This is a genomic window from Streptomyces fractus (assembly GCF_049844455.1).
Taxonomy (GTDB): domain Bacteria; phylum Actinomycetota; class Actinomycetes; order Streptomycetales; family Streptomycetaceae; genus Streptomyces; species Streptomyces fractus.
The window spans coordinates 1,478,849-1,504,911 of record NZ_JBMYHI010000002.1; the positions used below are offsets into that span (position 1 = coordinate 1,478,849).

Genomic DNA, 26,063 nt, shown 5'->3' on the forward strand with positions numbered 1-26,063 from the left:
AGCACCCCTCTCCGGAAGGGGTCTTGCGCCCACTTCTTTCGTTAGATGGAACGTTGGTCTAACATCCGGACCATGCCTGAGTACACGGGCGAGCAGAAGCTCGTCGGCGCCGACCGCGTGCTGGCCGTCCTGGCCGAACTGGCCCGCCACCCCGACGGGATCGGCCTCGAGGACATGACCCGCGCCATCGCCAGCCCCAAACCGACCGTGCACCGCGCACTCGCCTCGCTCCGACGCGCGGGCTTCGCGACGCAGAACTCCCGCGGCCAGTACGTCCTGGGCGACGAATTCCTGCGCATGGCCTTCGCGCACCACGAGGCCCGCCCGGACCATGCGCGTGTCATGCCGATCCTGGAAGCGCTGTGCCACCGGTACGGCGAGACCGTCCACTACGCCGTACTCGACGGACGCTCCGTGGTCTACCGCTCCAAACTCGACCCGCCCACGGGTTCCGTGCGGCTCACCTCGGTCGTCGGCGGCCGCAACCCCGCGCACTGCACCGCCGTCGGCAAGATTCTCCTGGCCGACGCGCTGCGCGATGTCGATGCCGTACGTGACTGGGTCGGCGACCGCCCCCTGGAGACCCCGACCGAGCACTCGGCCGGCACCGTCGAAGCCCTCCACGCCGAGCTGGCCCGGATCCGTGAGCAGGGCTACGCCGTCGACGACCAGGAGAACGAACCGGGTGTCAACTGCGTGGCCGTACTGGCCCATCTGTCCTCACCGACCGTGCCCAGCGGCGCGATCAGTGTCAGCGGCCTGACCTACCGCACTCCCCTGGCCAAGCTCGTCGACGACCTGCCCGCCATCCGGGCCGTCGTCTCCGGCCAGGAACCGGTCTGAGCCCCAACTCACCCTCGTTCTATGGAGTACCTGCTGTGTATCTGATGCGCATCGGCGCGCCCGGCGCCGAGAAGCCCGTCGTCCGCGTCGACGACGAGCACTACATCGATGTCTCCGACACCGTCCGCGACTTCGACGAGCACTTCTTCGCCGCAGGCGGGGCCGCACTCCTCGCCGACGCTCTGGAACGGGGCGAGGTACGGGAGTTCGCCGCCGAACGTGTCGGCGCCCCGATCGCGCGGCCGCACCAGATCCTCTGCATCGGCCTCAACTACAGCGATCACGCCGCCGAGACCGGCCAGGCCGTCCCCGACGAGCCGATCCTGTTCACCAAGTCCCCCAACACGCTGGTCGGCCCGCACGACGACGTGCGCATCCCGCGCGGGTCCGAAAAGACCGACTGGGAGGTGGAGTTGGGCATCGTGATCGGCAAGCGCACCTCGTACCTGGACCACCCCGAGGACGCAGCCGATGTCATCGCCGGCTACCTCGTCTGCAACGACGTCAGCGAGCGGGCCTTCCAGATGGAACGCGGCGGGCAGTGGAGCAAGGGCAAGTCGGCCGAGACGTTCAACCCGGCCGGGCCGTGGCTGGCCACACCGGACGAGATACCCGACATCCGGGACCTGGACATGTGGCTGGATGTGAACGGGACCCGGCGGCAGACCGGCAACACCAAGACGATGATCTTCGACCCGTACGTCATCGTCCACCACCTGAGCCAGTTCATGGTCCTCGAACCCGGTGACCTCATCAACACCGGTACTCCGCCGGGCGTCGGCATGGGACTCACCCCGCCCGTGTGGCTGAAGCCCGGGGACGTGATGGAGCTGGGCATCGAGCGCCTGGGTCGGCAGCGGCAAGCCGTCGTGGGACCCCGCTAGTGCGGGCGCTCGTGCTCACGGGTCCGGGTGCGGCCGAGGTCCAGGACGTCGAGAAGCCCGAGGTCGGCCCCGGCGAGGTGGTCGTCGACGTGGAACGGGTCGGCGTGTGCGGAACGGACGCAGAGCTGTTCACGGGCGAGATGAGCTATCTGCGCACCGGCCGGTCCCGGTACCCGCTGCGCCCGGGCCACGAATGGTGCGGCCGTGTCGCGGCCCTCGGGTCGGGCGTATCGCGGACCTGGCTGGACCGACGCGTCACCGGGGACACCCTGCTCGGTTGCGGCGGCTGCGCGCGGTGCCGTGCCGGACGCCACCATGTGTGCGCCGACGCGAGCGAGATCGGCATCAGCCGGGGTCGCCACGGCGCGTTGGCGGAACAACTCGCCGTCCCTGCAAGCGCGTTGCACGTTCTGCCCGACACCGTGGATTCAACACTCGGCGCGCTCGTCGAACCGGGGGCCAACGCACTCAGAGCCGTCCGTGCCACCCAACTCCGCGCCGGGGAACGCCTGTTGATACTCGGCACGGGCACGATCGGTCTGCTGGCGGCGCTGTTCGCCCGGGCGCAGGGCATCGAAACGCACCTCATGGGGCTGAGTCGGCCACCGCTGGCGAAGACCCTCGGCCTCAGCGACACCTGGACCCGCCGGACGCTGCCCGATCTGCCCTGGCACTCCGTGATCGACGCCTCCAACGCCCCCGAGCTGCCCGCCATGGCGGTCGACCTCGTCGAACCCGCGCACCGCGTGGTCTTCATCGGACTCGCCGGAACCCCGAGCACCCTCGACACCCGCGCCCTGGCACTGCGGGAGGTGACCGCGGTCGGCATTCTCGGCGGATCGGCAGGCCTGCCCGACACGATCGCCGCGTACGCCGTCGGGTCGGTGGACCCACGTCCGCTCGTGGCCGGCACGGTCGGCCTCGCGGAAGCAGCCGGGATTCTCGCCGGCCGACGCCCCGGCGAAGCCGGTCACGGCCCGAAGTTCCATATCGATCCCCGTCGTTGAAACGCCTCGCCCCACTGACGAGAGGTCCCCGTGTCACCACTGCAGGCACCACGGCAATTGCGCGTCAACGGCTCACCCGACGCCATGGGCATCGGTGCCGAGTCACCCCTGTTCAGTTGGACGCCGTCGGGCGACCAGCAGGCAGCCGAAGTCGTCGTGTGCGACGAGCACGGGAACGTCGTCTGGGAGTCGGAACGCATCCCGGGGTCCAAGCCCGAAACGCGCTACACCGGACCGGCCCTCACCTCACGCACCCTCTACGCATGGCAGGTCCGCTCGATCTCCGAGAGCGGTTCCGGATCTTTGTGGAGTGACGTCCACCGGTTCGAGACAGGTCTCCTGACTCCGGCTGACTGGGCCGCCCGGTGGATCGCCCGCCCGGTGCCGGCGGACAGGCGCGTACACCGGCAGACCGAATCCGACACCGTGAGCTGGATCGAGGACGCCGAGGGAATCGAGGCAGGGGCCTCACTGGGTCAAGTCTTCACCTGCGCCGGAGCGTTCCGTTCCGTCAGCCCCGACCTCGCCTGCGCGCTCGGCACACCGGTCAAGGCCACCGTCGACGTCGCGGACGAGTCCGGCACGGTGGTGGCGAGCCGTGACGTGGAGGGCGGGGCATTCGTCTGGGACCGGTTCACCCACCACGTCGAGATCGACCCGCCCGCGCCGCCGGGAACGTACACCGTCTCGGTGCGCGGCACGGCTGGTCGGATCGGCTGGCGCACCCTCGCGAGCCCCGGCCAACCGCCCGCGGACGACGGGGTTTCGCCCGTCCCCGTGCGCGGCACCGCGCTGCGCGACGGCCGGCCCGAGCCCGGGGTCCGCGCCCTGGGCGTCGACACCGTGCCCGCGGCCAACCCGGTGTTCAGGCACCGGTTCACCGTGCCGGACGGGGTACGCACGGCACGCCTCTACGCGGTGGGCCTCGGCTACGGAACGTTCCAGGTGAACGGCACCGATGTCACCGAGAGCGTCCTCGACCCCGCACCGACCGCGTACGACCGCACGGTCCTGTACCGCACCCACGACGTGACACACCTCCTTCGGCGGGGCGACAACACCATCACGGCACACCTCGGACGCGGCTTCTACGCCGCGCGCGGAGCGAGCACCTGGGGCTGGCATCTCGCACCGTGGCACCGCGAGCCGTGCCTGATCGCCCAACTCGAGTACGAGGACCGGGAGGGGCACCGCCACATCGTCAGATCCGACAGCACCTGGCAGACCGCCGAGGGCACCGTCACCGAGGAGACCCTGTACGGCGGTGAGACCCACGATCTGTCGCGCGGCAGCGGCCCGTGGCAACCGGCACACGAGGTCACCCCACCCGAAGGCGCCCTGCGCCCGGCGCCGCTGCCTCCGGTCGTACGCGCGGAGACCAGCCGTCCGGTGTCCGTGACACACCCGGACGCGGACACGTCGATCCACGACTTCGGAACCATCGTCGCCGGCCGTGTGCGCATGACGCTGACCGGACCTCCCGGCGAGACGGTGGCGGTCCGCTACGGCGAGTACCTTCGCGACGCACGGGTGTTCTGCGAGAACGTCCTCGTGGCGGGCGAGGCACAGGTCGACCGCATCGTCCTGCCCGCCGAGCACGATCAACCCGCCTGCTGGGAGCCCGAGTTCAGCTACAAGGGCTTCCGCTACGTCCAGATCGACCGGCCGCGGGGTGTGGCGATACGTGACATCGAAGCGATCCGGCTGCACACCGACGTCGAACGGGTCGGCGAGTTCGCCTGCGCCGACGACACCCTCACCTGGACCGACCGGGCGACGGCGCGCACCTTCCTCAACAACCTGCACGGCGTCCCCACGGACACCCCCGTGTACGAGAAGAACGGCTGGACCGCCGACGCCCACCTCGCGACGGAGACGCTGCTGCACCATTACGACCTGCGCGGCACGTTCGGAAAGTGGCTCGACGACCACGCCGACGCCCAGGGGCCGGACGGAGCGGTCCCCCAGATCGTGCCGACGCCCGAATGGGGCCGTGGCCCCGACCCGGCGTGGAGCGCGTCCATGGTGCTCATCCCGTGGAACCTGTACCGCGAGTACGGCGACCCGGAGATACTCCGACGGCACTTCGGGCCCGGCCGCGCCCTGACCGACCGCCTCCTCGACCTGTCCGACGACGGGATCTGGACGTGCCACAGCTGGGGCGACTGGCTCTCCCCCGGCCACGGATTCGCCCCTGAAGGACCCACCCCCACGGCCACGATGATGCTCGGCCGGATCGCCCAACGCATGGCCGACATCAGCACCGCTCTCGGCCACACCGACCTGGCGCGGACGTACCGGGCAGCGGCGCGGCGTGTCTTCACCGCCTACCACGACACCTACTTCGACCCGGCCGCGGGCGCGTACCGCGCGACCACCGGAACCGGGTACCGGCAGTCGATGAACGTCCTCCCGCTCGCCTTCGGCGCCGTACCCGAAGAACACACCGACTCGGTGTTCCAGAGCCTGGTCACCGACATCACCGAACGCACCGCCGGGCACCTCGACTGCGGGGCGATCGGCGTGAAACACCTTCTCCCGGTGCTGAGTTCGCACGGCCGCCACGACCTCGCCGTCACCGTCGCGACCAGGCCCGACCGTCCGGGGTGGGGCGCCTGGCACCGCGCGGGCTCCCACACGCTGCACGAACACTGGGACGCCGACGCCCGCTCCCACGAGCACTACTTCCTCGGCTCGACCGGCGCCTGGATGCACCGCTTCGTCGCGGGCCTGCGCCCGACCGCCCCCGGCTGGTCGACGCTCGACATCGCCCCGCTCCCCGACCCCCGGGTGCCGTGGGCGCGCATCGGACACCGGACCCCGTACGGGCCGATCGGCGTGGAGTGGCGGCGGGACGGATCGACATGGCACGTCGACACGACGATCCCGCACGGAGTCCGGGCCCGGCTGGTCCTCCCCGGGCACGAGCCGACCAGGCTCGTCCCGGGGAGGCAGCGGTCACGATAGGGCGTGGACGGTCAGGCTCAACTCCCCTCTCCTGTACCGCTTTTCGCCAGGTCTTCCCAGCGCCACTCCTCGTGCCAGTCGATCACCGGCCGCTCGCCCTCGAAACGCAGGGGTAGCCAGACATGGTCGGCACGGGAGGTGTCGGCCTCGGGGAGGTCGAGGGCCGGGGCGATGGCCCCGGCCGCCTCCGCCCCGTAGTGACGGTGGAAGTCCACGGTCCGGTCGGACTCCTGCTCCGAGAGGTGCGGCAGCCAGCGGTCCGCGACCGCGATGTACAGGTCCGCCTCCGTCGGGTGCCGGAAGATTGAGCTGATCTGGGACCTGAAGGATGTGCTGGTCTCCTCGGTGGGGTGCGGGCTGCCGAGAACGGTGTACGGGCCGTGGTACGAGTCCGCCACCGCCGTTTCCGAGGGGTTGGGGTAGTACCACGACGTTCCGGAAGTGATCAGGTAGTGCTTGTCACCACGCCGGAAGTACGCAGGCGCCTCGCGTACGTGCGGCGGGTGCGAGCGGGGGAAGTGGGTGGAGAACTCCCCCGTGACATCGGTGAGATCGTCGATGAGGTCGGCGCAGATCAGCTCGCTGTGGACCCGCTCGAAGAAGTAGCGGCCCCGACCGTCGTCCGGGTCGACGACGAGGTCGAAGTCGCCCGCGTTCATGCCGAGCGGACGGAATCCGGTGCGCACGATCTCGTACGGCCCGAGCAGAGCAGCCGCGGTGAGAATCGTGCAGAGCTGTTCGTCGCCCTCCCCCATGATCTTGAGCCAGCACACGTACGCGCCGGTGCGGGGATCGCGGACGATGTGCGGCCGGTCGATGAATCGGGACGGATGCAGCGGCGAGGACGGGTCATCGAGGGCCGGCGGGATGATCAAGCCGCGATCCTGCCAGTTGTAGAGGTCGCTGGAGGAGTAGCAGCGGACGCCGTACGTCCAGATGCCGCTGCCCGGCGTGGAGTGTTCCTTGTTCTCGCCGTACCAGTAGTACGTGCCGTCCTCGTGGAGAAGGGAACCGCCGTGCACATGGATGCGGTTACCGTTCGTGTCGAGCCATTCGCGACCGGGTCGGAAGGACGTGTATGGCGCGTGCTCAGACATGGTTGATCTCCGCCTCGGACAGGAAGGCGCGCTCGGAGCTGCGCAGGGCGCGGGGCTTGCCCGTCATCTCGAAGGACCCCTCCACGCGCCGGTCGTCGGAGTCGAGGCCGAGGAAATAGTCGACGCGTGCGGGCTCGACGGCGAAGTCGCGGGCGAGGTTGGTGTAGCCCAGTTGTGCCGCCGCGAGGTGGAAGGTGACGCGGCGGGACTCTCCCGGCGCGAGCTCGACGCGGCAGAAGCCGGCCAGTTGCTGGGCCGGGCGGGTAAGACCCTTGGTGTTGACCCGGACGTAGAGCTGGACCACGGTGGCCCCGGTCACCGCGCCGGTGTTGGTGACCGTCGCGCTGATGCGGGCGGTTCCCTCGGTGTCGATCGTCGCGTCGGCCGCCCCGTCACCGAGGTCGAACTCGGTGTAGCTCAGGCCGTGCGCGAACGGGTACAGCGGCGTGGCCTCCAGATCGAGGTAGTGCGTGGGGACGCTCGGCGGGAGCGGGTTGCGGTAGCCGGAGCCGGCCTTCTGGTGGTGGTAGAGCGGGAGTTGGCCGGAGTGCCGGGGGACGCTGTACGGCAGTTTGCCGCTCGGGTTGACCGTCCCGAAGAGCACATCGGAGATCGCCTTCGCCCCGAAAGGGCCGCCGTACGGCGCGACGACGATCGCCGCGGCGTTGCGGACCGCCTCCGGCAGCGCGTAGGCACGCCCCTGCACCAGTACGGCGACGATCGGCTTGCCTGTCGCGGCCACCGCCTCGGCGAGCGCGGTCTGCGCGGCCGGGAGCGCGATGTCGGCGGTGTCGCTGGCCTCGCCCTCGGTGCGCTCCCCCGTGAACCAGAGGCTGCCGCCGCCGAGCGCGAGGACCACCACGTCGGCCTCGCGGGCGATCCGCACGGCCCGCTCGACCGCGTCGTCGCCCAGGGAGCGGGTCAGCGTGCTGCCATGCTCGGTGCGTACCTCGGCGGCACGGTCCGCGAGTTCGCCGGCGATGGAACGGGTACCGAACCGCTCGCGCACGAGCTGGTCGGGGTCGACGGGCGACAGGAGCGCCTCGTACCAGGGGGTGGTGACATCGTCCGTGCCGAGCATGTTGCCGAGCGCCCCGTTCATGACGGAGTCGGTCGCCTCGCGCCACGACGCGTAGGTGTACGTGGCGAACTGGAGCTTGGCCGCGTCCGCGTGGGGGCCGATCACCGCGATCTTCGGTGCCCCGGGTGTGAGCGGGAGGACGCCGTCGTTCTTGGCGAGGACCACGGCGCGCCCGGCCAAGTCCCGTGAGAGTTCCGCGCCTTCGCCCGCGACGGCGGCGACATCGATGCGCTCGGCGGGGTAGGGCTGCTCGAAGAGCCCGAGGTCGAACTTGGCCTTCAGCACCCGCAGGACACTGGTGTCGATGTCCCGGATGTCGGCCCGCCCCTGCTCGACCTCGGCGGCGAGCACCTGTCCGTACGCGTACGGCTTGGGGAACTCCGTGTCCAGGCCGGCGGCGATGGCCAGACATGCCGCTTCGCCCACGTCGGCCGCCACGCGCTGGCGGTCGACCACCTGCTCCAGGGTCGTGTAGTCGGAGGACACGAACCCGTCGAAGCCGAGGACCCCGCGCAGCAGGTCGGTGAGCACTTCCTTGGAGACACCGGCGGGTACGCCGTCCACGTCCGAGTAGGAGTTCATCACCGAGCGAAGACCTGCGAGTTGGACGGCGGCCTCGAAGGGGTAGGCGAACACGTCACGTGTCCAGCGTGCACCCGCCTCGAACGCGGAGGTGTTGACGCCGCCGATGGGCAGCGCGTATCCGAGGAAGTGCTTGCCGGTGGCGATGACCCCCTGGCGCAGGTCGTCGCCCTGGAGGCCGCGGGTGAAGGCGACGGAGAGCGCGGCGGCCAGGTACGGGTCCTCGCCGTACGTCTCGTGCACCCTGCCCCAGCGCGGGTCGAGCGCCACGTCCATCACGGGCGAGAGCGCGTGCCGCATGCCGGCGCGGATCATCTGCCGGCGGATCAGCTCGGTCATCTCCTGGACCAGGTCCGGGCTCCAGGTCGCCGCGAGGCCCGTACCGGTCGGGAAGGACATGTGTCCGCCGGCCAGCAGGCCGCTGAGTGCTTCCTGGTGGAAGAGGATCGGGATGCCCAGGCGGGTGCGTTCGACGGCCTGCCGCTGCATGCTGCCGACCAGGTGCGCGAGCGTGTCCGGAGTGTCGACGATCAGCTGGGCGACGTGGCCGGGCGGATGGCTCAGCCAGTGCTCGGTCTCGGCGGTGTCGGATCCGTCGGCGCGGACCAGGGTCCACGGCATGACGGAGACGAGCTGGTGACACTTCTCCGTGACGGTCATCTCGCGCAGGAGCAGAGCGGCGCGCTCCGCTGCGGGCAGTCGGGTGTCGCGGTAATCCTCGGTCGCCATGGGTGAGTTCGTCCGTTTCTGTGGATGGTGGTGACTCCGGGGACGATCCGGCAGAGCACGGGCTGGGGCCCGTACTCACTTACTGTCAGGGCTGTGCGGGCACTCGGCGGGTCGGGTCGGTGTGCCTACGGCAACGGGGCCGGGGTGTAACGGGCGGGCGCCCGCCCGGGGTTGACGACCAGCTCGGTTCCGGCCGGTGCGGTGCGCAGGGTGTCGAGCACCGCTGCCGCCACCTCGTCGGCGCCGAGCATGGGAATGCCGGCGGCGCGGAACCGCTCGCGGCCCGCGGCGGTCAGCGGGGTGTCGACCAGGCCCGGGCACACGGCGGAGAGGCGGATGCCCTCGTCGGCGAGTGTCCCGGACAGGGCCCGTACGAGTCCGATGACGGCGTGCTTCGTCATGGTGTAGATCGGGTCCTGGGGGACGCCCTTGAGGGCGGCGTGCGAGGCGGTGACGACGATCGTGCCGCCGTGTCGGCGCATCACCGGCAGGGCGGCCCTCAGGCCGTAGACCACCGAGTGCTGGTTGACCCCGACGACCTGCTGGTAGAGGTCGAGGTCGAGGGTTGCCGGGTCCTTGTCCGGGCTGTTGCGCCCGGCGTTCAGGACCAGCACATCGAGCCGTTCCCCTGCGGCGGTCACGGCGCGGGCCGACACCTGGGGGTCCGTCAGATCGCCGATGACGGCGGTGCCGTGGATCTCCGCGGCCACCTCGGTGACGGCCGGGTTGCGGTCGACCAGGACGCAGCGTGTCCCGGACGCGGCAAGCCGGCGGGCGACGGCCTCGCCGATTCCTCCCGCCGCTCCGGTGACGATCGCCGTTTCGGGCACGGTGCCAGGGACCGCGTCGGCGGTGCTGCCGGGCTCCGGGTCCCTCTCGTTCACGCGCATGTGTCGTACGTCCTTTCCGGCCCCCGCGACGGCGCGACGGCGCGACGGCGCGACGGTCATGGAGTGGGGTGCCTGCGGTGGGCTCAGGAGACGACGACCCGGACACGGGCCAGGGTGTCGAGTCGGCCGAAGGGGGTGTCGCGGTCCGCCGCGCGGTGGGCCGAGGCCCGCAGCGTGACGAAGTGCGTGCCGGGTTCGGCGAAAGCCTCGCGGCGCTCCAGGACGACCCGAGGCCCGGGAGCGATCGCCTCCACGGCCGCGAAGGCTCCGGTTCCGTCCAGGTCCCAGGCCGCGGCGACGACGCTGCCGCCGCCCGGCGGGCAGGTGATCTCCGCGCGCAGCAGCACTTCCTGACCGGCCTTGATGTCGGCCCGCGCTTCTGCGTCGGCGGTCAGGCGTGCCACCGGCTGGATGCCACGCCGGTCATGTGCGGCCTCGGGGACGTGGACCTGGCCCTCGTGGACGGCGTAGGCGGTCGTGGCGGGCGGCTCGGTGCCGTCCTCGACCCAGGCGGCCAGGTCCCGCAGGGCCTGGTGGAGCACGCCGAGGTAGGACACCGTGTGCGTGGGGTCCTCCTGGGCCTCGACGTCGCCGTGCAGGGCGTGATCGGTGTACCAGAGGCGGAAGTTGGCGCGCTCGCCGTCCTCGCCCAGGTGCTCACGCACGCGGGACCGGTACCAGTCGCCCTGCCAGGGGAAGGCCTCCCGGTCCAGCAGAGAGCACACCGCGATCATCTTGCCGTGGGGGCGGCCGGTGGGCAGGGCGCCCATCGCGGAGCCGGTGAAGAGCGGTCCGGCGAGGACGGGGCGCTGCGGGTGGCGGGGCGTTCCGTCGGCGTGCCGGAACTGGTCCCATACCGCGTACGCCGGACCCGGCACCTGGTGGCGGTGGTAGGTCTGGGCGGCGAGGAAGTCGCTGTTGTCGATCTCGATCTCGTCGCCGGGCGCGAGCAGCGCCGGGTCGGCGCCGCCGAGTTCCTGGGCGAGCAGAGCGGTGTCCCCGCGTACCTCGCTCAGCGGGAGGGACGAACCGGCGAGACGGCCGGAACGCACGGCCAGTTGGGCCCCCTGGGAGTCGGCCGGGGCTGGCGTCGCGAGCCGCAGCCCGGTGACCGTCTCGCCGGTGCTGTCTGCCGCGAAGGAGTTGTCGACGTTGCCGCGCGCCGCGCCGTCGTCCGTGCCGCCGACCGCCTGTGTGATCAGTTCGGCCACCGTGCTGCGGTGCCGTACCCGGTCTCGGTGGACCGAGCCGTCGGGGGCCGTGTCGGCGCCCAGGTGGCCGGGCTCGGTCCAGAAGTCGTCGAAGTAGCCGGGGTCCAGGGAGACGAGGCCGGAGTAGAGGACGCTGAACGCCTGGGTGCCCATGGTGCGGTGGCCGAACCAGGAGCGGGGCGGGAAGCCCATCCGCGTCGCTTCGGTGAGCGCGGCGCGCTGCTCGTCGTCGAGGCTCGCATACATGTCACCGCCGCCGGGCTCGACGGCGTCGGCGATGGTGTCGAGGTGTTCCCTCAGCACCCGTTGGGCGTGCATCCGGACGCTGAACACGTTGGGGATCGCCATCGGGCTGCCGATCACGTAGGGGACGAAGCCGTCCCACACACCCTCGGTGTTCTCGGCCGCGGCGAGGGTGCGGTAGCCGCCGCCGCTTCCGCCGTACAGGTAGCCGAAGGGGCGGTGGTCGCGCTCGTAGACCCGGGCGGCCAGTTCACGGGAGTACGCGGCGCAGGCGGCGTTGGCCCGGTAGGCGGCGACGGTGGGGTCGGCGTCCGAGCCCGGCTTGCCGTAGTTTGGGCCGCCGCCGTTCGTCTCCAGGAAGTACGCGCCGCTGCTGACGGCGAAGCCGATGCGGTCCTCCTGGCCGCGGGCGGACTGCGCCAGGTGTTCGCTCTCCGGCACCGGGGTGACGTGCTGGAAGAACCGGCCCTCGTACTGTTCGGTCGGCGGGAAGTACGCGGAGAAACGGGTGTCGGTGCCGTGGAAGCCGCCATGGACGTAGCGGTGGCGCACCGGTTCCGCGCGCCACTCGTCCACGTCCGTGTAGGGCGTACCGATGAGGCCGTCCGTGGCGCCCTGTCCAGCAGGGGCGTCTTCCTGAAGGTCCGTCATATGTCTTCCTTCATCAGGTACGGGGTCACAGGCCGACCCCCGGGTCGTCGAGCAGGGCGCGTGCCTGCATCCAGTTCTGGCCGGTCAACCGGCGCACGCCGTCGGCGAGCAGTCCGCCCGCGTCGATGTCGTTGTCGGTGACCTGCATCAGCGTCAAACCGTCGAAGAGCGCGGTGACTTGACGTGCCGTCGATTCGGGGTCGAGTCCGGGGTGCGCGAGACCCTCGCGCTGGCGGTGGGCGATCAGCCGGGCGAAGATCCGGACGCTGCGTTCGGTGCGGGCCCGGAAGTACGCGCCCGCCGGGTGACCGGGAGTGGCGGCCTGCCCCTTGAGCATCAGATACAGCCGTGTCCGCCGCTCGGTGCCGCTGACGAGAGCGGCGGCCTTCCGGATGCCGTCGAGGTCGAGGCGGGAGTCCTCCTCCTCGGCTCCGGACTCGGCCGCGCTCAGGTCGTCCGCCCGTTCCAGGGCGGCGACGAGGAGGTGGTCCTTGGTCGGGAAGTGGTAGAGGACGCTGGGCTCGGCCACGCCGGAGGACCGGGCGACCAGTGCGGTGGTGAGGTGCTCGTGCCCTTGCTCGTCCACCAGGCGCAGGACGGCGTCGGCTATCTGCTCGCGGCGCTTGCGGGACCGGGCGTAGGGCCCGCGTTTGGCGGCGGTGGGTGCGGTGGGTGCGGTGTCGGTCATGGGGGCACGGTAAGGCGCGGCGGCAGGGCGCTCCGTCATCGCACGCCCCGCAGCCGCAGAGTGGCCCCGACGCTGGCGATTCCGGCGAGGGCGCCGAAGACGAGCAGCAGGGTGTACGAGCCGCCGGTGACGACCAGCACGGCCGAGCCGAGCGCGGGTGCGAACGTCTGGGGAAGGGTCTGGGCCAGGTTGATCACGCCGAGGTCCTTGCCGACGCCGTCGGCGTCCGGCAGCACGTCGGCGGCGAGGGCGGCATCGACGCCGCTGAAGGCGCCGAAGGCGAGTGAGACGCCAGCCCAGACGGCGATGAACTGGCCCTGCGTGGACACCTGGGTGACCAGCAGCAGGCCGAGTCCGACGACGGCGCCGCCGAAGCACGCGAAGGGGCGTCGCCCGAAGCGGTCCGACAGCGGGCCCGCGGCCACGAGTCCGACCACCGTGAGGACCCCTGCGAACGCGCTGAGCGTGGCGACGGTGGCGGCCGCCGAGTGCAGGCCGAGGTCGAAGCGGCTCTGGGTGAAGTACAACAGTCGTGTCTGCAGGACCTGGTAGGCCATCACCACCAGGAGTCGTCCGACGCACACCCAGCGGAAGTTGTGGTCGCCGAGGCCGGCGACCATCGTCCGCCACACGGGCACCGGCTCGGCGGTGGCCGCCCCCGGACGGGGCTCGCCGCGGTTGTCGCGGTCGGGGGCGAGCAGGACGAACGCGATCGTGCCGGCCAGCACCGTGACGCCGAGGATCGTGCTGCCCACAGCGGGCTTGTCGATGAAGGCGGCACCGAGGAATCCCGCGGAGCCGGCCGCGATGGTGGTGGCCAGCCCGGTGACTCCGGAGATGGTGCCGCGGCGCTTGAGCGGCACCCGTTCCGGGAGCACCGTGCTGACCGGCATCAGCACGAGCGTGACGGCGAGTTGAGCAAGACTGAAGGAGAGCAGCAGGGGCACGGGGCCGGGTGCGAAACCGACCGCGGCGAACGCGACGGCCGAGCCCGCGCCGCCCGCGAGCAGCCACGGGGCGCGGCGGCCGAGCCGGTGGCGCGTGCGGTCGGAGAGCATGCCGATCGCGGGGCTGGCGATCATCGTGACCACGGCGCCGACCGAGGAGATGACGCCCAGCCAGGTCTCCTTGTGCGCCTCCCCGACCGCGTCCACGATCCTGACGGGCAACAGGACGGCGACGACGGCGTTGAGGGTCACGTAGACCGTCATCTGGGATGCCGTCAGGGCCAGGCCGATCCGCACGAGACCGACGCGCGGGGGGTGTGTCGCGGGCCCGGCGTCGCGGTGTGGCACGACTGGAGGTGATCCGACGGGATGCGGCCGATCGTTCACGGGCGTCTCCATTGCGGGAAGGTCTGCGGTGTCCGATGGACCCCAGAACGAAACCTGAGTGAAACACCGGGTTGTGGTGGCAACAAGAGGTCGGACGTCGAAATATCGCCGATGTCCGAAGCGAACTCCAACTGGCACTCATATTTGAGGTGTTGGGCAGGGCCGGCGGTGCGGAGCCGCCCCTTATCGGTCCTCGGCAGTCAACCGGACCGCCATGTACGGGCGCGCGGGCAACGGCAGGGTGCACGTGCCCTCGTAGCGGTCCGGGAGCGTCGTCACCGTCATGTCCCAGGTGTCGATGACCTCGGCCCGGAAGCGCGAACCGGCGGGCAGCACGAAGGTCCGCTGCCGGGGCTGCGTGACGCCGAAGTACGCGAGGAGGAGGCGACCCGGGACACCACCGACGGGCACGTCGAAGTCGGAGGGCAGCGGGTCGATACCGGGGGCGTCGGTCGGGAGCTGTTCGAGGATCTGCCGCAGGAAGGCGAGGCGGGGAACGCTCTCGCCCTTGAGGGCGCCGCCCTTGGACCACCACAGCACATCGTCGTCGGCCAGGAAGCACTCGCCATGGGTGACGTATCCGCCGCGTACGACGCCTTCCCAGCTCCGGCGGACCATCTCCTCGGCGCTGAGGTTGCCCCAGCCCCACTCGATGTCGCCCTCGTAGCCCATCTCGTCGATGGTCACGGGCTTGCCCCAGCGCTCCCGCCACTCGCGCGTCCTGTCCGGCGGCCGCTGGACGCTGACGTGTGTCACCCACTCCGCGCTGTGGTCCCACAGCTCCACCCAGTTGTGCACACCGACCAGGTGTCGGTGCGGGTCGTGGGCGCGGATGACGGAGGCGATGCGGTGCCAGTCGTCGAGGCTCTTCGACCACACGAGGTCGTATTCGTTGGCCAGCGACCACCACACGTTGGGGTGCGCGGACAGCCGGGAGACCACGTACCGCAGATAGCGGTCGTCCTGGGCGGGGCTCATCGCGGAGAAGCCCCACCGGTCGTACGGATGGAACAGGATCAGGTCGGCCTGGATGCCGAGGGCGCCGAGCTGCTCGATCCGCCGCTCCAAGTGCCGGAAGTACTCCGGGTTCGGGCGCTCGAAGTCCCAGCCCTTCTCGGGTGAGCCTTCGAAGGGGTAGCGCGGCGGCTCGTTCAGGTTGTGGGTGTAGGACTTGGGAAACACGCACATGCGGATCTTGTTGAACGGGCTGTCCGCGAGGGAGCGCAGTGTCTGTTCCTCCAGTACGTCTCCCTGGAGGGTCCAGGCGTACGCGGTGGTGCCCAGCGGGAGGAAGCGGGTGTCGTCGGCGTGCCGGAAGTGGCCGCCGCGGGCGCGCACCGGACCGTGGTCGTCCGGGCCGGCCGGGCCGCAGTGGAACGAGCCGGTGATCGAGTCGAGGGAGCGGGCGTTGCTGACCGTGCGGTACGTCCACTCGCCCTCCTCGTCCGGAAGCACGCGCATCCGGTACACGCCGTCGCCGTCGTAGAAGCCGTGGGCGGTCACGGTGCGTCCGCCGCGGCTGAACTCGGCGTGGAGCCGGACCTCGGTGAACGGGTTGCCGTGGTCGGACCCGTGCAATTCCACCTCGAAGGGGCGCAGGCGCACGGCAGTTGGGGCGGCGAGCAGGCGGGCGCTGCCGGCCTTCGTGCCCTCGTCCTCGTAGTCGGCGGACGGGAGGATGTCGGGTTCGGAGGCGTTGTCCGGCGCCGCGTCGGGGGCCGGTTCGATGGCCGCCAGCTCGGCGTAGAGGGCCTCGCGGGCCGCGGCATCCGTCCTGACACCTCCGACGATCTGGGTCACCTGAGCGAGGGTGCCGTGCCTCAACTGCACGTGTACGGGGTCGTTCTCGACGTCGGGGAGGTGGGAGCGCAGGACGGCGGCGGCGCGTGGGTCGCGCAGCAGGTCGCCGAGGACGGTGGACGGTCCATAGGTCATGGCGGGCTCCATGGTGTGGTGGGTCGACCGGGCGGCGTTGTGAACCGGCCGACGGCTTCAGGTGCGTTCATTGAGGTCTGCGGACTCGGACGAACGGGCGGCGGGCGGCCGGGGACTCGACCGCGACCACGGTTCGCACAGCAGGGCGGCCAGGGTCGCCGCCAGGCAGGCCGCCACGAGCGAGGCTCGAGCGCCGAAGGCACTGATCAGTACGCCGCTGAAGACCGATCCGAGGGCGTTGGCGGCGGTGACGACGCTGTTCATCCAGCCGAACGCCTCGGTGGCCGATTCGGGCGGCGTCAAGGACGAGAGGCGTTCGAAGAGTTGGGACATGGCAGGGGCGAGGGTGAGCCCCCAGCAGAACACCAGCACCGTCAGTACCGTCCGGCCCGGCGCGAACGGCAGGGTGGCGAGCCCGGCCGCCACGAACAGCATCAGATGTCTGAGCCGCGCCCGGTGGTGGGTCAGCGACCCGTAGACCAGTCCGCCGATCAGTGAGCCGAGGCTGCCGGCCGCGACCACGAAACCGGCTTCGGAGGCGACCTGGGAGCCGCTCACCGAGGCGATCACGCCGAGGGATTGGCAGGCGAGGGCGCCGTACAGCAGGGCGCCCGCGCCGAGGACGCGCGCGACGCCCGGATTGCGCAGCACCCGCCCGCTCTTGGGCCGGGGGCCACTGGTCCGGCGTCCGGTGTCGACGTTGCCGTCGCGTACGTAACCGAGGGTGCCGGCCAGGACGAGCACGGCACAGACGCCGAGCGCGAGGCGGGGGCCACCGAGCGCGGCGCACAGTGTGGTCGCCGGCGGGCCGAGCACGAAGATCAGTTCTTGCAGGGTGGATTCGAGCGCGAAGACGCTTTTGCGCCGCTTCTCGCCGACGAGGGCGGGCAGTACCGCCCTCACCGAAGCGGTGAGCGGAGGCGTGCAGAGCCCCGACAGGAAGGACAGCAAGGTCAGGACAACGGGCCCGAGGGGCGCCAGCACGATCGCGCCGACGGTGACGGAGTTGAGGACGGCCGTGATCGCCAGTACGCGGCGGCGGCCGTGCCGGTCGGCCCATCGGCTGAGCAAGGGGCCTGCGATGAACATCCCCGCCACGGTCGTGGTCGACACCAGGCCGGCCACGGCGTAGCTGTACCGCTCGTTGATGAGAATCAGCAGCGCGAGACCGGACATGCCCTGGTTGAAGCGGCCGAGGACCGAGGTGAAGAGGAGCCACGGCACGGACGGAACGCGCAGCAGGTCGCTGTAGGCCGAGGCCGGCACGGTCAGTCACCTGCCCGGCGGCGCCCGCAGGTCATGATCCGCCCTCGCCGCGATAGCGGAAGTCGGCGAAGGACACCGTGCCTTGTTCGGCGAAGACGCCGACGACGCGGCCGGTGAACGTCGCGGCGTTCTCCACCGACCAGAAGCGGCCGTCGAGTTCGGCGAGGAGGTGTTCGGTGCCGCCGCCGTCCACGACGGACAGCAGGATGCGGTCTCCGCCCGACAGCCACGGCGCCCCGGCGGGGGCCGGCGGCAGGGTGCGCAGCCGCAGCAGGACCCGTGTGTCGGGCACGTCGACGCTCCAGGACCGGTCGAGCGAGGGGATCCTCGCCTGTGCCGTGACCCGGGTGCCGTCGCCGGACGGGGCGTGCTCGGCGGTGAGCGCGATGGTGAAGTCCTCGTCGAACCGCAGCCCGAGGCCGCCCCGGCCGCTGCCGGGCTCCACGCCGGTCTCGAACGTGCAGTTCAGGTGGCGCTGGCGGCGTCCGACGAAGGTGGGCCGGAACGTGTCGATCCCGCCGTCGGCGTGCGTGGCGATGAGGGTGAGGCGGCCCCGGGGTCCTCCGGAGGTCACCAGGTCGGCGGGCAGGCGGCCCACCGCGAGCCAGCCAGGGTCGGTAATGCGGGCGCCTGCGGTGAAGTCGAAGTACTCATCGACCGGTTCGTGCCGGGGGTTGAGGCGCACCGGTGCCGGCTGCGGCCAGCCGTCGGCCCACGTCACCTCGGTGACATACGTTTCCCGGCCCAGGGGCGAGGCCGCGCCCGCGTACCGCGTTCCCAGCACGACCATGAGATCGGTGCCGTCCGGGCCCTCGACGAGGTCCGCGTGCCCGACGCGTTCCGTGCCGTGCGCGAAGCCCGCCCCGCGCAGCACCGGGTTGTGCGGCGCGGGTTCGAACGGCCCCTCGATGGACGGGCCGCGGGCGACGCTGACGGCGTGGCCGTGCTCGGTGCCGCCCTCGGCGATCAGCAGGTACCAGTGTCCGTCGCGCCGGTACAGGTGCGGCGCCTCCGGGGCGACCATGCCGACGCCCGACCAAAGGGATCGCGGCTCCTCCAGCGTCTTGCCCGCGGCGAGGTCGACGCGAGCCTGCCGGATGCCGTGGAAGCCGACCCATCGCACCCCGTCGAGCTCCAGGGTGCTGTACGTGACGTAGGCGGCGCCGTCCTCGTCCCAGGCGAGATCGGGGTCGATCCCGACGATGCCGTCGAGGGTGACGCCGTCGCTCCAGGGCCCCGCCGGGTCGTCGGCGGTGAAGACGACGCAGCCGCGCGGGCTGTCGACGATCGAGACGATGACGTGGAAGCGGCCGTCGTGGTGGCGGATGGTCGGCGCCCACACCCCGGCGGCGTCGGCGCTGCGGGCGATCCGCACCTGCTCGGGGCGCGTGGCGACATTGCCGATGTGTTCCCAGGTGACGAAGTCCATGCTGCGGTAGACGGGCAGCGCGGGCAGGTACTCGAACGTGGACGTCACGAGGTAGTACACCCCGTCGACACGTACGCAGCTCGGGTCCGGGTTGAAGCCGGGGATCAGCGGGTTGGGCAGCTCAGACATCGGTGGGCTCCAGCTCGAGAATGGCCGAGAGACGACGGGTCAGTGCGGCCATGCCGGTCGGGAAGCCCATCGGTGTCAGAGCGGTGGCGAGGTCGGTGACCGGGGCGTCGAAGTAGGGTGCGAGCCGGGCGGCGGCCTCGGTCTCCCCTCCGGGCAGCGCTCCGGTCTCAACTCCCGCCGCCACCACGGCCGCCCACAGGTCGGGGGCGTCGAGCAGGTCGCGGATCGTGGTGGGCCGGGCCTGCGCGACGGCGTCGCTCAGGGGATCGGCTGTCTTCCACTGGTGGTCGCCGTGTCCGACGGTCACGGCCTCGGGCCGCCCGGGCAGTTGGACGCACGCCGTGGCGCCGACCGGGACGCGGACGTCGAGCCGGAACGTGCCGTCGGCCCGCTCCCACGCGACGCGCGCCTCCCCGTAGGGCGTCAGGTGAGTGGCGGACGCCGAGGTCAGGTCGGCGCAGGGGCGCGGGTGCACCGCGACCTCCCGGTAGCCAGGGGCGGCGGGGGCGAGTCCCGCGACGGTGCGGTGCAGCCAGTCGGCCACGGCGCCCAGGGCGTAGTGGTTGAAGGAGGTCATGCCGCTGGGGTTGATCCGCCCGTCGGGCAGCATGCTGTCCCAGCGCTCCCAGACGGTGGTCGCCCCCATCGTGACGGGGTAGAGCCAGGACGGGCACCGGGTCTGCAGCAGCAGTCGGTAGGCGACGTCGGCCTGTCCGGTCGAGACGAGCGCGTCGGTCACCAGCGGGGTGCCGACGAAGCCGGTGCTGATGCGGTAGCCGCTCGCACGCACCAGGTCCGCTAGGCGCCGGCCCGCCAGTTCACGCTGATGCTCCTCCGGCAGCAGGGCCCACTCGATGGCCAGCGCGTAGGTCGTCTGCGCATCGGACAGGACACGGCCCGCTGGGGTCACGTACGCACGGGCGAACGCGGCACGCACTTCCTCCGCAAGGGCCGCGTACCGCGCGGCCGACCCCGCGTGCCCGAGCAACTGGGCGGCCTGTGCCACGAGTTCCGCGGATCGTGCGAAGTGGGCGGTGGCCACCACATCAGGGTCGGCCCTGGCCCGGGACGCGTCCTCGGGCGGGGCCGTCGGGTCGAGCCAGTCGCCGAACTGGAAGCCGCCCGCCCACAGCCGGTCGGGACCCGCGAGCGCCTCGAGCCGGTCGACCCAGGCGCGCATGCTCGGCAACTGGCGCTCCAGGATGCCCCGGTCGCCGGTCCGGCAATACAGCACCCACGGCACGAGGACCGCGGCGTCGCCCCATGCGGCTGCGGTCGGCGACGACATCCCGAGTACGTCGGGGACGACGAACGGCACTGATCCGTCCGGAAGTTGCTCGGCCGCGAGATCCGCGAGCCACGAGGACAGAAAGCCCGCACTGTCGTACAGGAAGGTCGCGGTCGGGGCGAAGACCTGGATGTCGCCTGTCCAGCCGAGGCGTTCGTCGCGCTGTGGGCAGTCGGTGGGGACGTCGACGAAGTTGCCGCGCGTGCTCCACACGACGTTCTCGTGGAACCGGTTGAGCAGTTCGTGCGAGGAGTGGAACCAGCCGGTGCGCCTCAGGTCGGTGCCGATGACCACGGCCTCGATGTCCTCGGCCCGCAGCCCCTCGACGCCCGACACCTCCGCGTACCGGAAACCGTGGAAGGTGAGGCTCGGTTCGAGTATCTCCTCCCCCGTCCCGGCCACCAGATACGTGTCGGTGGCCGCCGCCGACCGCAGGGGGCGGGTGCCGAGTTCGCCGTCCTCCAGGACCTCGGCGTGCCGGACGACGACCTCGCCGCCGGGCTCGAGGTCGCGCACGCGCAGCCGTACCCAGCCCACCGTGTTCTGCCCGAAGTCGACGAGGGTGCGGCCGGAGGGCGACGTCCACACCTTCTCCGCGGCGAGCAGGCAACTGACCCGTACCGGCGGCCCGTCGGGCGCCATAAGCCGCCCGTGTTCGGCCCGCACCACTTCGACTCCACGCGCCGCCGCACGCCAGTCGCCGCCGCGGCGGCGCAGGTCGCTGCGCTGACCGTCGTAGAGGTCGTCGGCGAGGACCTCGCTCTCGCGCGCCTCCCACGTGCCGTCGGTAGCGAGGACGTGGGTGCGACCGTCGGTGGTGGTGACCTCCAACTGCGCCAGGAGTGCCAACTGATCGCCGTACTGGGCCCGTTCATTCAGGAAGCCGAGCCGGCCGCGGTACCAGCCGTTGCCGAGCAGGACGTCCAGGGTGTTGGTGCCGCCGCGGATCAGGTCCGTCACGTCGTACGTTTGGTAGCGCAGCCGGTGGTCGTACGACGTCCAGCCGGGGGCCAGGACGTGGTCGCCCACACGTCGTCCGTTGAGGGTGGCTTCGTACAGGCCGTGTGCCGTGGCGTAGAGGCGGGCGCTTCGCACCTCCCCCGCCACCTTCAACGAACCGCTCAGGATCGGCGCCGGCATGCGAGGGCCACCGATACCGACCGGGGAGATGAACTCGGCGCTCCAGTCGGCGACTTCGAGCAGTCCGGCCTCGACGACCGTAGGGGCGCTCCACGCGCTCCACCACTCGCGACAGGAGACGCGCACGCGTACCGTCGCCGCCTCCCGCGAGCCGAGCGGCCGACCCGGCCACGGCACCAGCACCTGCTCCGTCGATTCGACCCGGTGGACCTCGACCTCCGCGCCCCGCGAAGTCTCGATCTCGTACGCGGTCTGCTGGTAGTCGGCGTCCGCCTGTGCGACGGACCAGGACAGACGGGGGGTGCCGGTTCCGATGCCGAGGATCGGCGCCGTATCGGTGTGGTGCTCGATCCGAGGTGCGCAGGGGGCAGCAGCCGCGACCATGCAAGTCTCCAGACTCATCAAGCGATCGGTGACCGGGCCCGGGCTCGGCGGGGGTCACTCTGCTGATGAGTGCCCGAGCGGACGGGAGGTGAGCTGGGTGACGGGCCGGTAGATAGTGTGTAACGTTCTACGACAGGGAGCGTAGGGAGCCCCCGAATTCATGTCAAGAGACCAGGGAGGCCCGGATCCATGAGCCCGCGCACGAACCCGCGTCGGACGAATCCGCGAAGGAATGCGGCGCTTGTAGCATGGCGCGAATGGACAACAGCGCTGCTGACGCCGACCCGCGCGGCAATATGACGACCGCGCGCGAGAAGGCGACGCAGCCGAAGGGGCGCCCGGGGAACGAGGACGACAGCCGGGCCCCCGGAGCGCGCCGCGTGACGATCCAGGACGTCGCGAAGGAGGCCCGGGTCTCCGTGTCCGCGGTGTCCAAGGTGCTGCGCGACGCGTACGGGGTCAGCCCGGAGATGCGCACCAAGGTGACCACGGCGATCAAGGAGCTGGGCTACCGCCCGCAGGCCGGGGCGCGCGCCATGCGCGGACGCTCGTACACCATCGGCGTCATGCTCGTCGCGCTCACCCACCCCTTCCAGCCCGAGATCGTCCAGGGCATCACCGATGAGCTGGAGCCCTCCCCGTACCAGGAGATCCTCATCACCGGCGGCCTGTCAGTGGAGCGGCAGCAGCGCAGCATCGAGGCGCTGATGGACCGCCAGATCGACGGGCTCGTCGTCATCGCGCCCCAGGCGAGCACCGCCTGGCTGGAACAACTCGGGTCCCAGCTGCCCACGGTGGTGGTCGCCCGGCACGGCGGAGCCACGGCGTACGACACCGTCGTGGACGACGACCAGGGCGGCGCCCGCCTCATGGTCGACCACCTGGTGGGCCTCGGCCACCGCCGGATCGCGCACACGACGCACCCCACCGGAGACCTCGAGCGGCCCTACGTCCTGTCGCACACCGCGCGCGCCGACGGCTACGCCAAGGCGATGAAGCGGCACGGCCTGGAGCCGGACGTCATCGAGTCCGAGTTCACCGAGGAGGGCGGCTACCGGGCAGCGGTCCAGGCACTGTCCCGGCCGACGCCCCCTACCGCGATCTTCGCGGGCGCCGACATCGCGGCGCTCGGGGTGCTGCGGGCGGCGGAGGAGCGCGGCCTGCGGGTGCCGGAGGACCTGACCGTGACGGGCTACGACAACGTGAACGCGTCGTCCATCGGCCGCGTCTCGTTGACCACGGTGGACCAGTCCGGCGCACTGACCGGCCGCACGACCGCGCGCCTGCTCCTCGAACGACTCGAGGGCCGCACCCAGCCGGTGCACTACGTGGTCGCGCCTCGGCTCGTGCCGCGGGAGACGAGCGCCGCACCGTCGAGCGCCACGACGGCTTCAGCAGGCAAGGCAACCAGGGCCCGCACACCCCGTTCCCCCTGACCGCACTCCGGTCGAGCACCGCTCCCGCCGGGAAGCCGCTGCTGACGCGCCCGCAAAGCGCGTGGTCGGCGCGCAGGCTACCGCCACGTTGCGCAACTGTTACCGCGCAGAGCGGGCGCGATCCCTTGACGCACCGGATCCGTCTCCGTACGTTGCCGCGTAGAACGTTGCACAAGATGCACGAACGCATCGTCCCGCCGACGCCGCCCCTCCCACGTCAGGATCTCGCGGCGCACGGGACTCATCTGTGCCGGCCGGCCTGCGACCAGCCCACTCCTCCTCTCCTGTTCTCTCGCCTCCGAAGGAGTCACGATGCGGCGCACCACCCGAACTGCTCGTGCGGCAATGGCCACCACCTCGGCCCTCGCCGCTCTGGCCGCACTCAGCGCCTGCACCGACGCGGGCACCACCTCGGGGTCCTCGGGGAAGGCCGGCGGCGGCAAGGACACACTCACCCTCGGGATGTCCCAGGACATCCAGGGCTGGGACATCACCGCACAGCCCAGTTACCAGGGTTGGGCCTCGTCTGCGGTGTACGACAACCTGCTGCGCTGCGACGCCGAGGGCAAGCCGCAGCCCGGAGCCGCCAAGTCCTGGACCTTCAAGCCGGACAACACGGGGGCCACCATCAAGCTGCGCCCTGGCATGAAGTTCACGGACGGCGCCCCCGTCGATTCCGCCGCCGTCAAGACGGCCATCGAGTACAGCAAGACGCACGGAGGCGGCGCCAACCGCTACAAGGCCATGAAGGTGTCCACGCCCGACGACCTCACCGTCGTCATCACGACAGACAAACCGAACCCGGTGCTCACCGCTCGGCTGTGCGATGTGCGGCTCGCCAGCCCCAAGTATCTGGCGTCCGGCAAGACGAACAAGGAGCCGGTGGGTTCGGGCCCCTACCGCCTCGACAAGTCGGCGACGACGAACGGCTCGGTGTACGCCTTCGTCAAGAGGAAGGACTACTGGGACTCCAAGTCGTTCCCGTACAAAAGGCTGCGCGTCAAGGTGATCACCAACGAGACGGCCGCCATCAACGCGCTGAAGACGGACCAACTCGACGGCTCACTGATCACCCAGGCCACATACAGCCAGGCGAAGAGCGCGGGACTGAAGATCCAGAGCAAGGTGAACGGGGTCGCCCGGTTGCTGCTGACCGACCACCAGGGCAAGAAGATTCCGGCCCTCGGAAACCGTGATGTGCGCCGCGCGATGAACATGGTCTTCGACAAGGACGCCATGGCGAAGAACCTCTACCGGGGCCTCGCCGAGCCCACCGCTCAGATCTTCCGCAGCGGCAGCAGCGCTTATCTAGAAGGCCTCAAGGACCCCTACCCGTACGACGTGAAGGCCGCCAAGAAGCTGATGGCGAAGGCCGGTTACAGCAAGGGATTCAGCCTGGAGATTCCCTTCATGCAGGGGCAGAACATCGACTCCCTGATGCCGGTCGTCAAGCAGCAGCTGGGTCTGCTGACCATCAAGGTGAAGCAGAAGAACCTGTCAGGACCGAACGCCATCACCGAGCTGCTCAGTGGCAAGTACCCCGTGCCCATGTGGATGCTCGGCAACTATGGTGACTCGCGCCTCGACATGGCCGACTACGTCCTTCCCGACGGCATCTGGAACGTCATGCACGAGAAGGACCCGAAGATCGCGGGGCTCTGGAACAAGATCCAGACCGAGACGCCCGCGGAGTCCGTCAAGGACCAGCAGGCCGTCAACAAGTACCTCATCGACCAGGCGTGGTTCGTGCCGCTGGCCGCCACCCGGACGTTCTACGCCTACAGCCCCAAGGTCAGGATCCAGCCCTCCACGGACCCCGCCGGCCTGCACCCGATGCTGTGGGACTTCAAGTAGCCCGCCGGATCCGACTGCCTCGAACTCTTCGAACGTAAGGAGCCGCAGGTGTGGGGTGCTGCAGCGAAGAAGCTGGCCCGCTCGGTGGGCGTACTGCTGCTGGTCAGCTTCGCGACCTTCACTTTGATGTACGGGAACGGGCCGGGGATCGCCCGGGCGGTCCTCGGGTCGAGAGCCACGGACGCCGACGTTCAACGGGAAGTGGTCCGGCTCGGTCTTGACGATCCGCTCCTGGTGCAGTTCTGGCACTGGCTGGGCGGCGTCGTCACGGGTGACTTCGGTAATTCCTTCTTCACCGGCCAGTCGGTGAACTCGGCGCTCGCCTCCCGCGTCCCGGTGACACTGGCCCTGATCGTCCTGTCGATGCTGCTGACCGCGGTGATCAGCGTCCTCATCGGCGTCGCCGCCGCCGTCCGCGGCGGCTGGCTCGACCGGGTGGTGCAGTTCCTGTCGGTCCTCGGCGCGGCCGTGCCGCCGTTCATCATCGCCATCGGCCTGGTCTTCGCCTTCGCGATCTCGGTCCGGCTGCTCCCGGCGACCGGCTATGTCTCGCCGGACCAGGGCCTCGGCGGCTGGCTGGCGTCGGTGACCCTACCGGTGCTCGCACTGCTCGCCGGGTCCGTGGCCAACGCCGCCGCCCAGTTCCGCGGGGCCGTACGTGACACCCTCGCCCAGGACTTCGTCCGGACCCTGCGGGCCCGCGGCATCCCGGAGTCCCGTGTGGTCTTCCGCCATGTGCTGCGCAACGCCGCGGGCCCGGGTCTGACGGCTCTGAGTCTGCAGACCCTCGGCCTGATCGGTGGCGCGGTCATCATTGAACAGGTCTTCGCTCTGCCGGGGTTGGGCGACCTGAGCAACACCTCCGCCCAGAAGGGTGACGTCCCCGTCGTCATGGGCTGTGTCCTGGTGACCATCGTGATCGTCCTGATCGTCAACCTGCTCGGAGACCTGGTCACCGCCTCGGTCAACCCGAAAGCGAGGAAGCGATGACCTCG

At 70.8% G+C, this 26,063-nt stretch carries 17 protein-coding genes; 7 read left to right on the forward strand and 10 right to left on the reverse strand.

Annotation, left to right across the window (positions count from 1 at the left end; translation table 11 throughout):
• The first annotated feature begins 72 nt into the window (after positions 1-72).
• Genes ACP4E5_RS08730 through ACP4E5_RS08745 form a run of 4 tightly spaced genes read left to right on the forward strand, consistent with a single transcriptional unit; the run spans position 73 to position 5,701 of the window.
• Positions 73-843: an IclR family transcriptional regulator gene (locus ACP4E5_RS08730; RefSeq protein ID WP_425826626.1), complete on the forward strand. Its 771-nt coding sequence runs from the start codon at positions 73-75 to the stop codon at positions 841-843.
• A gap of 35 nt (positions 844-878) precedes the next feature.
• The gene (locus ACP4E5_RS08735; RefSeq protein ID WP_425826628.1) at positions 879-1,727 is read left to right on the forward strand and encodes a fumarylacetoacetate hydrolase family protein; all 849 of its coding nucleotides are present in this window, start codon (positions 879-881) and stop codon (positions 1,725-1,727) included.
• Complete coding sequence (locus ACP4E5_RS08740; RefSeq protein WP_425826630.1) at positions 1,727-2,734, forward strand: zinc-dependent alcohol dehydrogenase; 1,008 nt, start codon at positions 1,727-1,729, stop codon at positions 2,732-2,734. Before ACP4E5_RS08735 ends, ACP4E5_RS08740 begins: the two co-directional genes overlap by 1 nt.
• Positions 2,735-2,764: 30 nt before the next feature.
• A complete protein-coding gene (locus ACP4E5_RS08745; RefSeq protein WP_425826632.1) occupies positions 2,765-5,701 on the forward strand; it encodes a family 78 glycoside hydrolase catalytic domain in 2,937 nt (978 codons plus the stop codon).
• 17 nt (positions 5,702-5,718) lie between these two features.
• Here the strand turns inward: ACP4E5_RS08745 and ACP4E5_RS08750 are convergent, their stop codons facing one another.
• The 10 genes from ACP4E5_RS08750 to ACP4E5_RS08795 form a co-directional block, all read right to left on the reverse strand.
• Complete coding sequence (locus ACP4E5_RS08750) at positions 5,719-6,798, reverse strand: family 43 glycosylhydrolase (protein ID WP_425826634.1); 1,080 nt, start codon at positions 6,796-6,798, stop codon at positions 5,719-5,721.
• Positions 6,791-9,190, reverse strand: coding sequence for a glycoside hydrolase family 3 N-terminal domain-containing protein (locus tag ACP4E5_RS08755; protein WP_425826636.1), 2,400 nt, complete (start codon positions 9,188-9,190; stop codon positions 6,791-6,793). The genes ACP4E5_RS08750 and ACP4E5_RS08755 overlap by 8 nt, the downstream gene beginning before the upstream one ends.
• A gap of 125 nt (positions 9,191-9,315) precedes the next feature.
• Entirely contained in the window at positions 9,316-10,080 is a 765-nt protein-coding gene (locus ACP4E5_RS08760; protein WP_425826638.1) for an SDR family oxidoreductase, read from the reverse strand.
• Between the two features lie 83 nt (positions 10,081-10,163).
• On the reverse strand, positions 10,164-12,185 hold the full coding sequence (locus tag ACP4E5_RS08765) for a Tat pathway signal sequence domain protein (RefSeq protein WP_425826640.1): 2,022 nt from the start codon (positions 12,183-12,185) through the stop codon (positions 10,164-10,166).
• 25 nt (positions 12,186-12,210) lie between these two features.
• Positions 12,211-12,873, reverse strand: coding sequence for a TetR/AcrR family transcriptional regulator (locus ACP4E5_RS08770; RefSeq protein ID WP_425826642.1), 663 nt, complete (start codon positions 12,871-12,873; stop codon positions 12,211-12,213).
• A 35-nt stretch (positions 12,874-12,908) separates the two neighbouring features.
• Entirely contained in the window at positions 12,909-14,168 is a 1,260-nt protein-coding gene (locus ACP4E5_RS08775; RefSeq protein ID WP_425826644.1) for an MFS transporter, read from the reverse strand.
• A gap of 222 nt (positions 14,169-14,390) precedes the next feature.
• Positions 14,391-16,142: a DUF5605 domain-containing protein gene (locus ACP4E5_RS08780; RefSeq protein WP_425826646.1), complete on the reverse strand. Its 1,752-nt coding sequence runs from the start codon at positions 16,140-16,142 to the stop codon at positions 14,391-14,393.
• 57 nt (positions 16,143-16,199) lie between these two features.
• Positions 16,200-17,408 (reverse strand): MFS transporter, encoded by a 1,209-nt coding sequence (locus ACP4E5_RS08785; RefSeq protein ID WP_425826648.1) that lies wholly within the window; start codon positions 17,406-17,408, stop codon positions 16,200-16,202.
• Positions 17,409-17,439: 31 nt separating this feature from the next.
• Positions 17,440-18,966 carry a glycoside hydrolase family 43 protein gene (locus ACP4E5_RS08790; RefSeq protein WP_425826650.1) on the reverse strand — a complete coding sequence of 509 codons (1,527 nt, stop codon included), beginning with the start codon at positions 18,964-18,966 and terminating at the stop codon, positions 17,440-17,442.
• A complete protein-coding gene (locus ACP4E5_RS08795) occupies positions 18,959-21,796 on the reverse strand; it encodes a family 78 glycoside hydrolase catalytic domain (protein ID WP_425826652.1) in 2,838 nt (945 codons plus the stop codon). Before ACP4E5_RS08795 ends, ACP4E5_RS08790 begins: the two co-directional genes overlap by 8 nt.
• A 239-nt stretch (positions 21,797-22,035) precedes the next feature.
• On the opposite strand from ACP4E5_RS08795, the gene ACP4E5_RS08800 reads away from it, so the two are divergent.
• The 3 genes from ACP4E5_RS08800 (at position 22,036) to ACP4E5_RS08810 (ending at position 26,058) form a co-directional block, all read left to right on the forward strand.
• Positions 22,036-23,214: a LacI family DNA-binding transcriptional regulator gene (locus ACP4E5_RS08800; protein ID WP_425826654.1), complete on the forward strand. Its 1,179-nt coding sequence runs from the start codon at positions 22,036-22,038 to the stop codon at positions 23,212-23,214.
• Between the two features lie 312 nt (positions 23,215-23,526).
• The gene (locus ACP4E5_RS08805) at positions 23,527-25,068 is read left to right on the forward strand and encodes an ABC transporter substrate-binding protein (RefSeq protein ID WP_425826656.1); all 1,542 of its coding nucleotides are present in this window, start codon (positions 23,527-23,529) and stop codon (positions 25,066-25,068) included.
• A gap of 48 nt (positions 25,069-25,116) precedes the next feature.
• Complete coding sequence (locus ACP4E5_RS08810; protein ID WP_425826658.1) at positions 25,117-26,058, forward strand: ABC transporter permease; 942 nt, start codon at positions 25,117-25,119, stop codon at positions 26,056-26,058.
• The last annotated feature ends 5 nt before the right edge of the window (positions 26,059-26,063 follow it).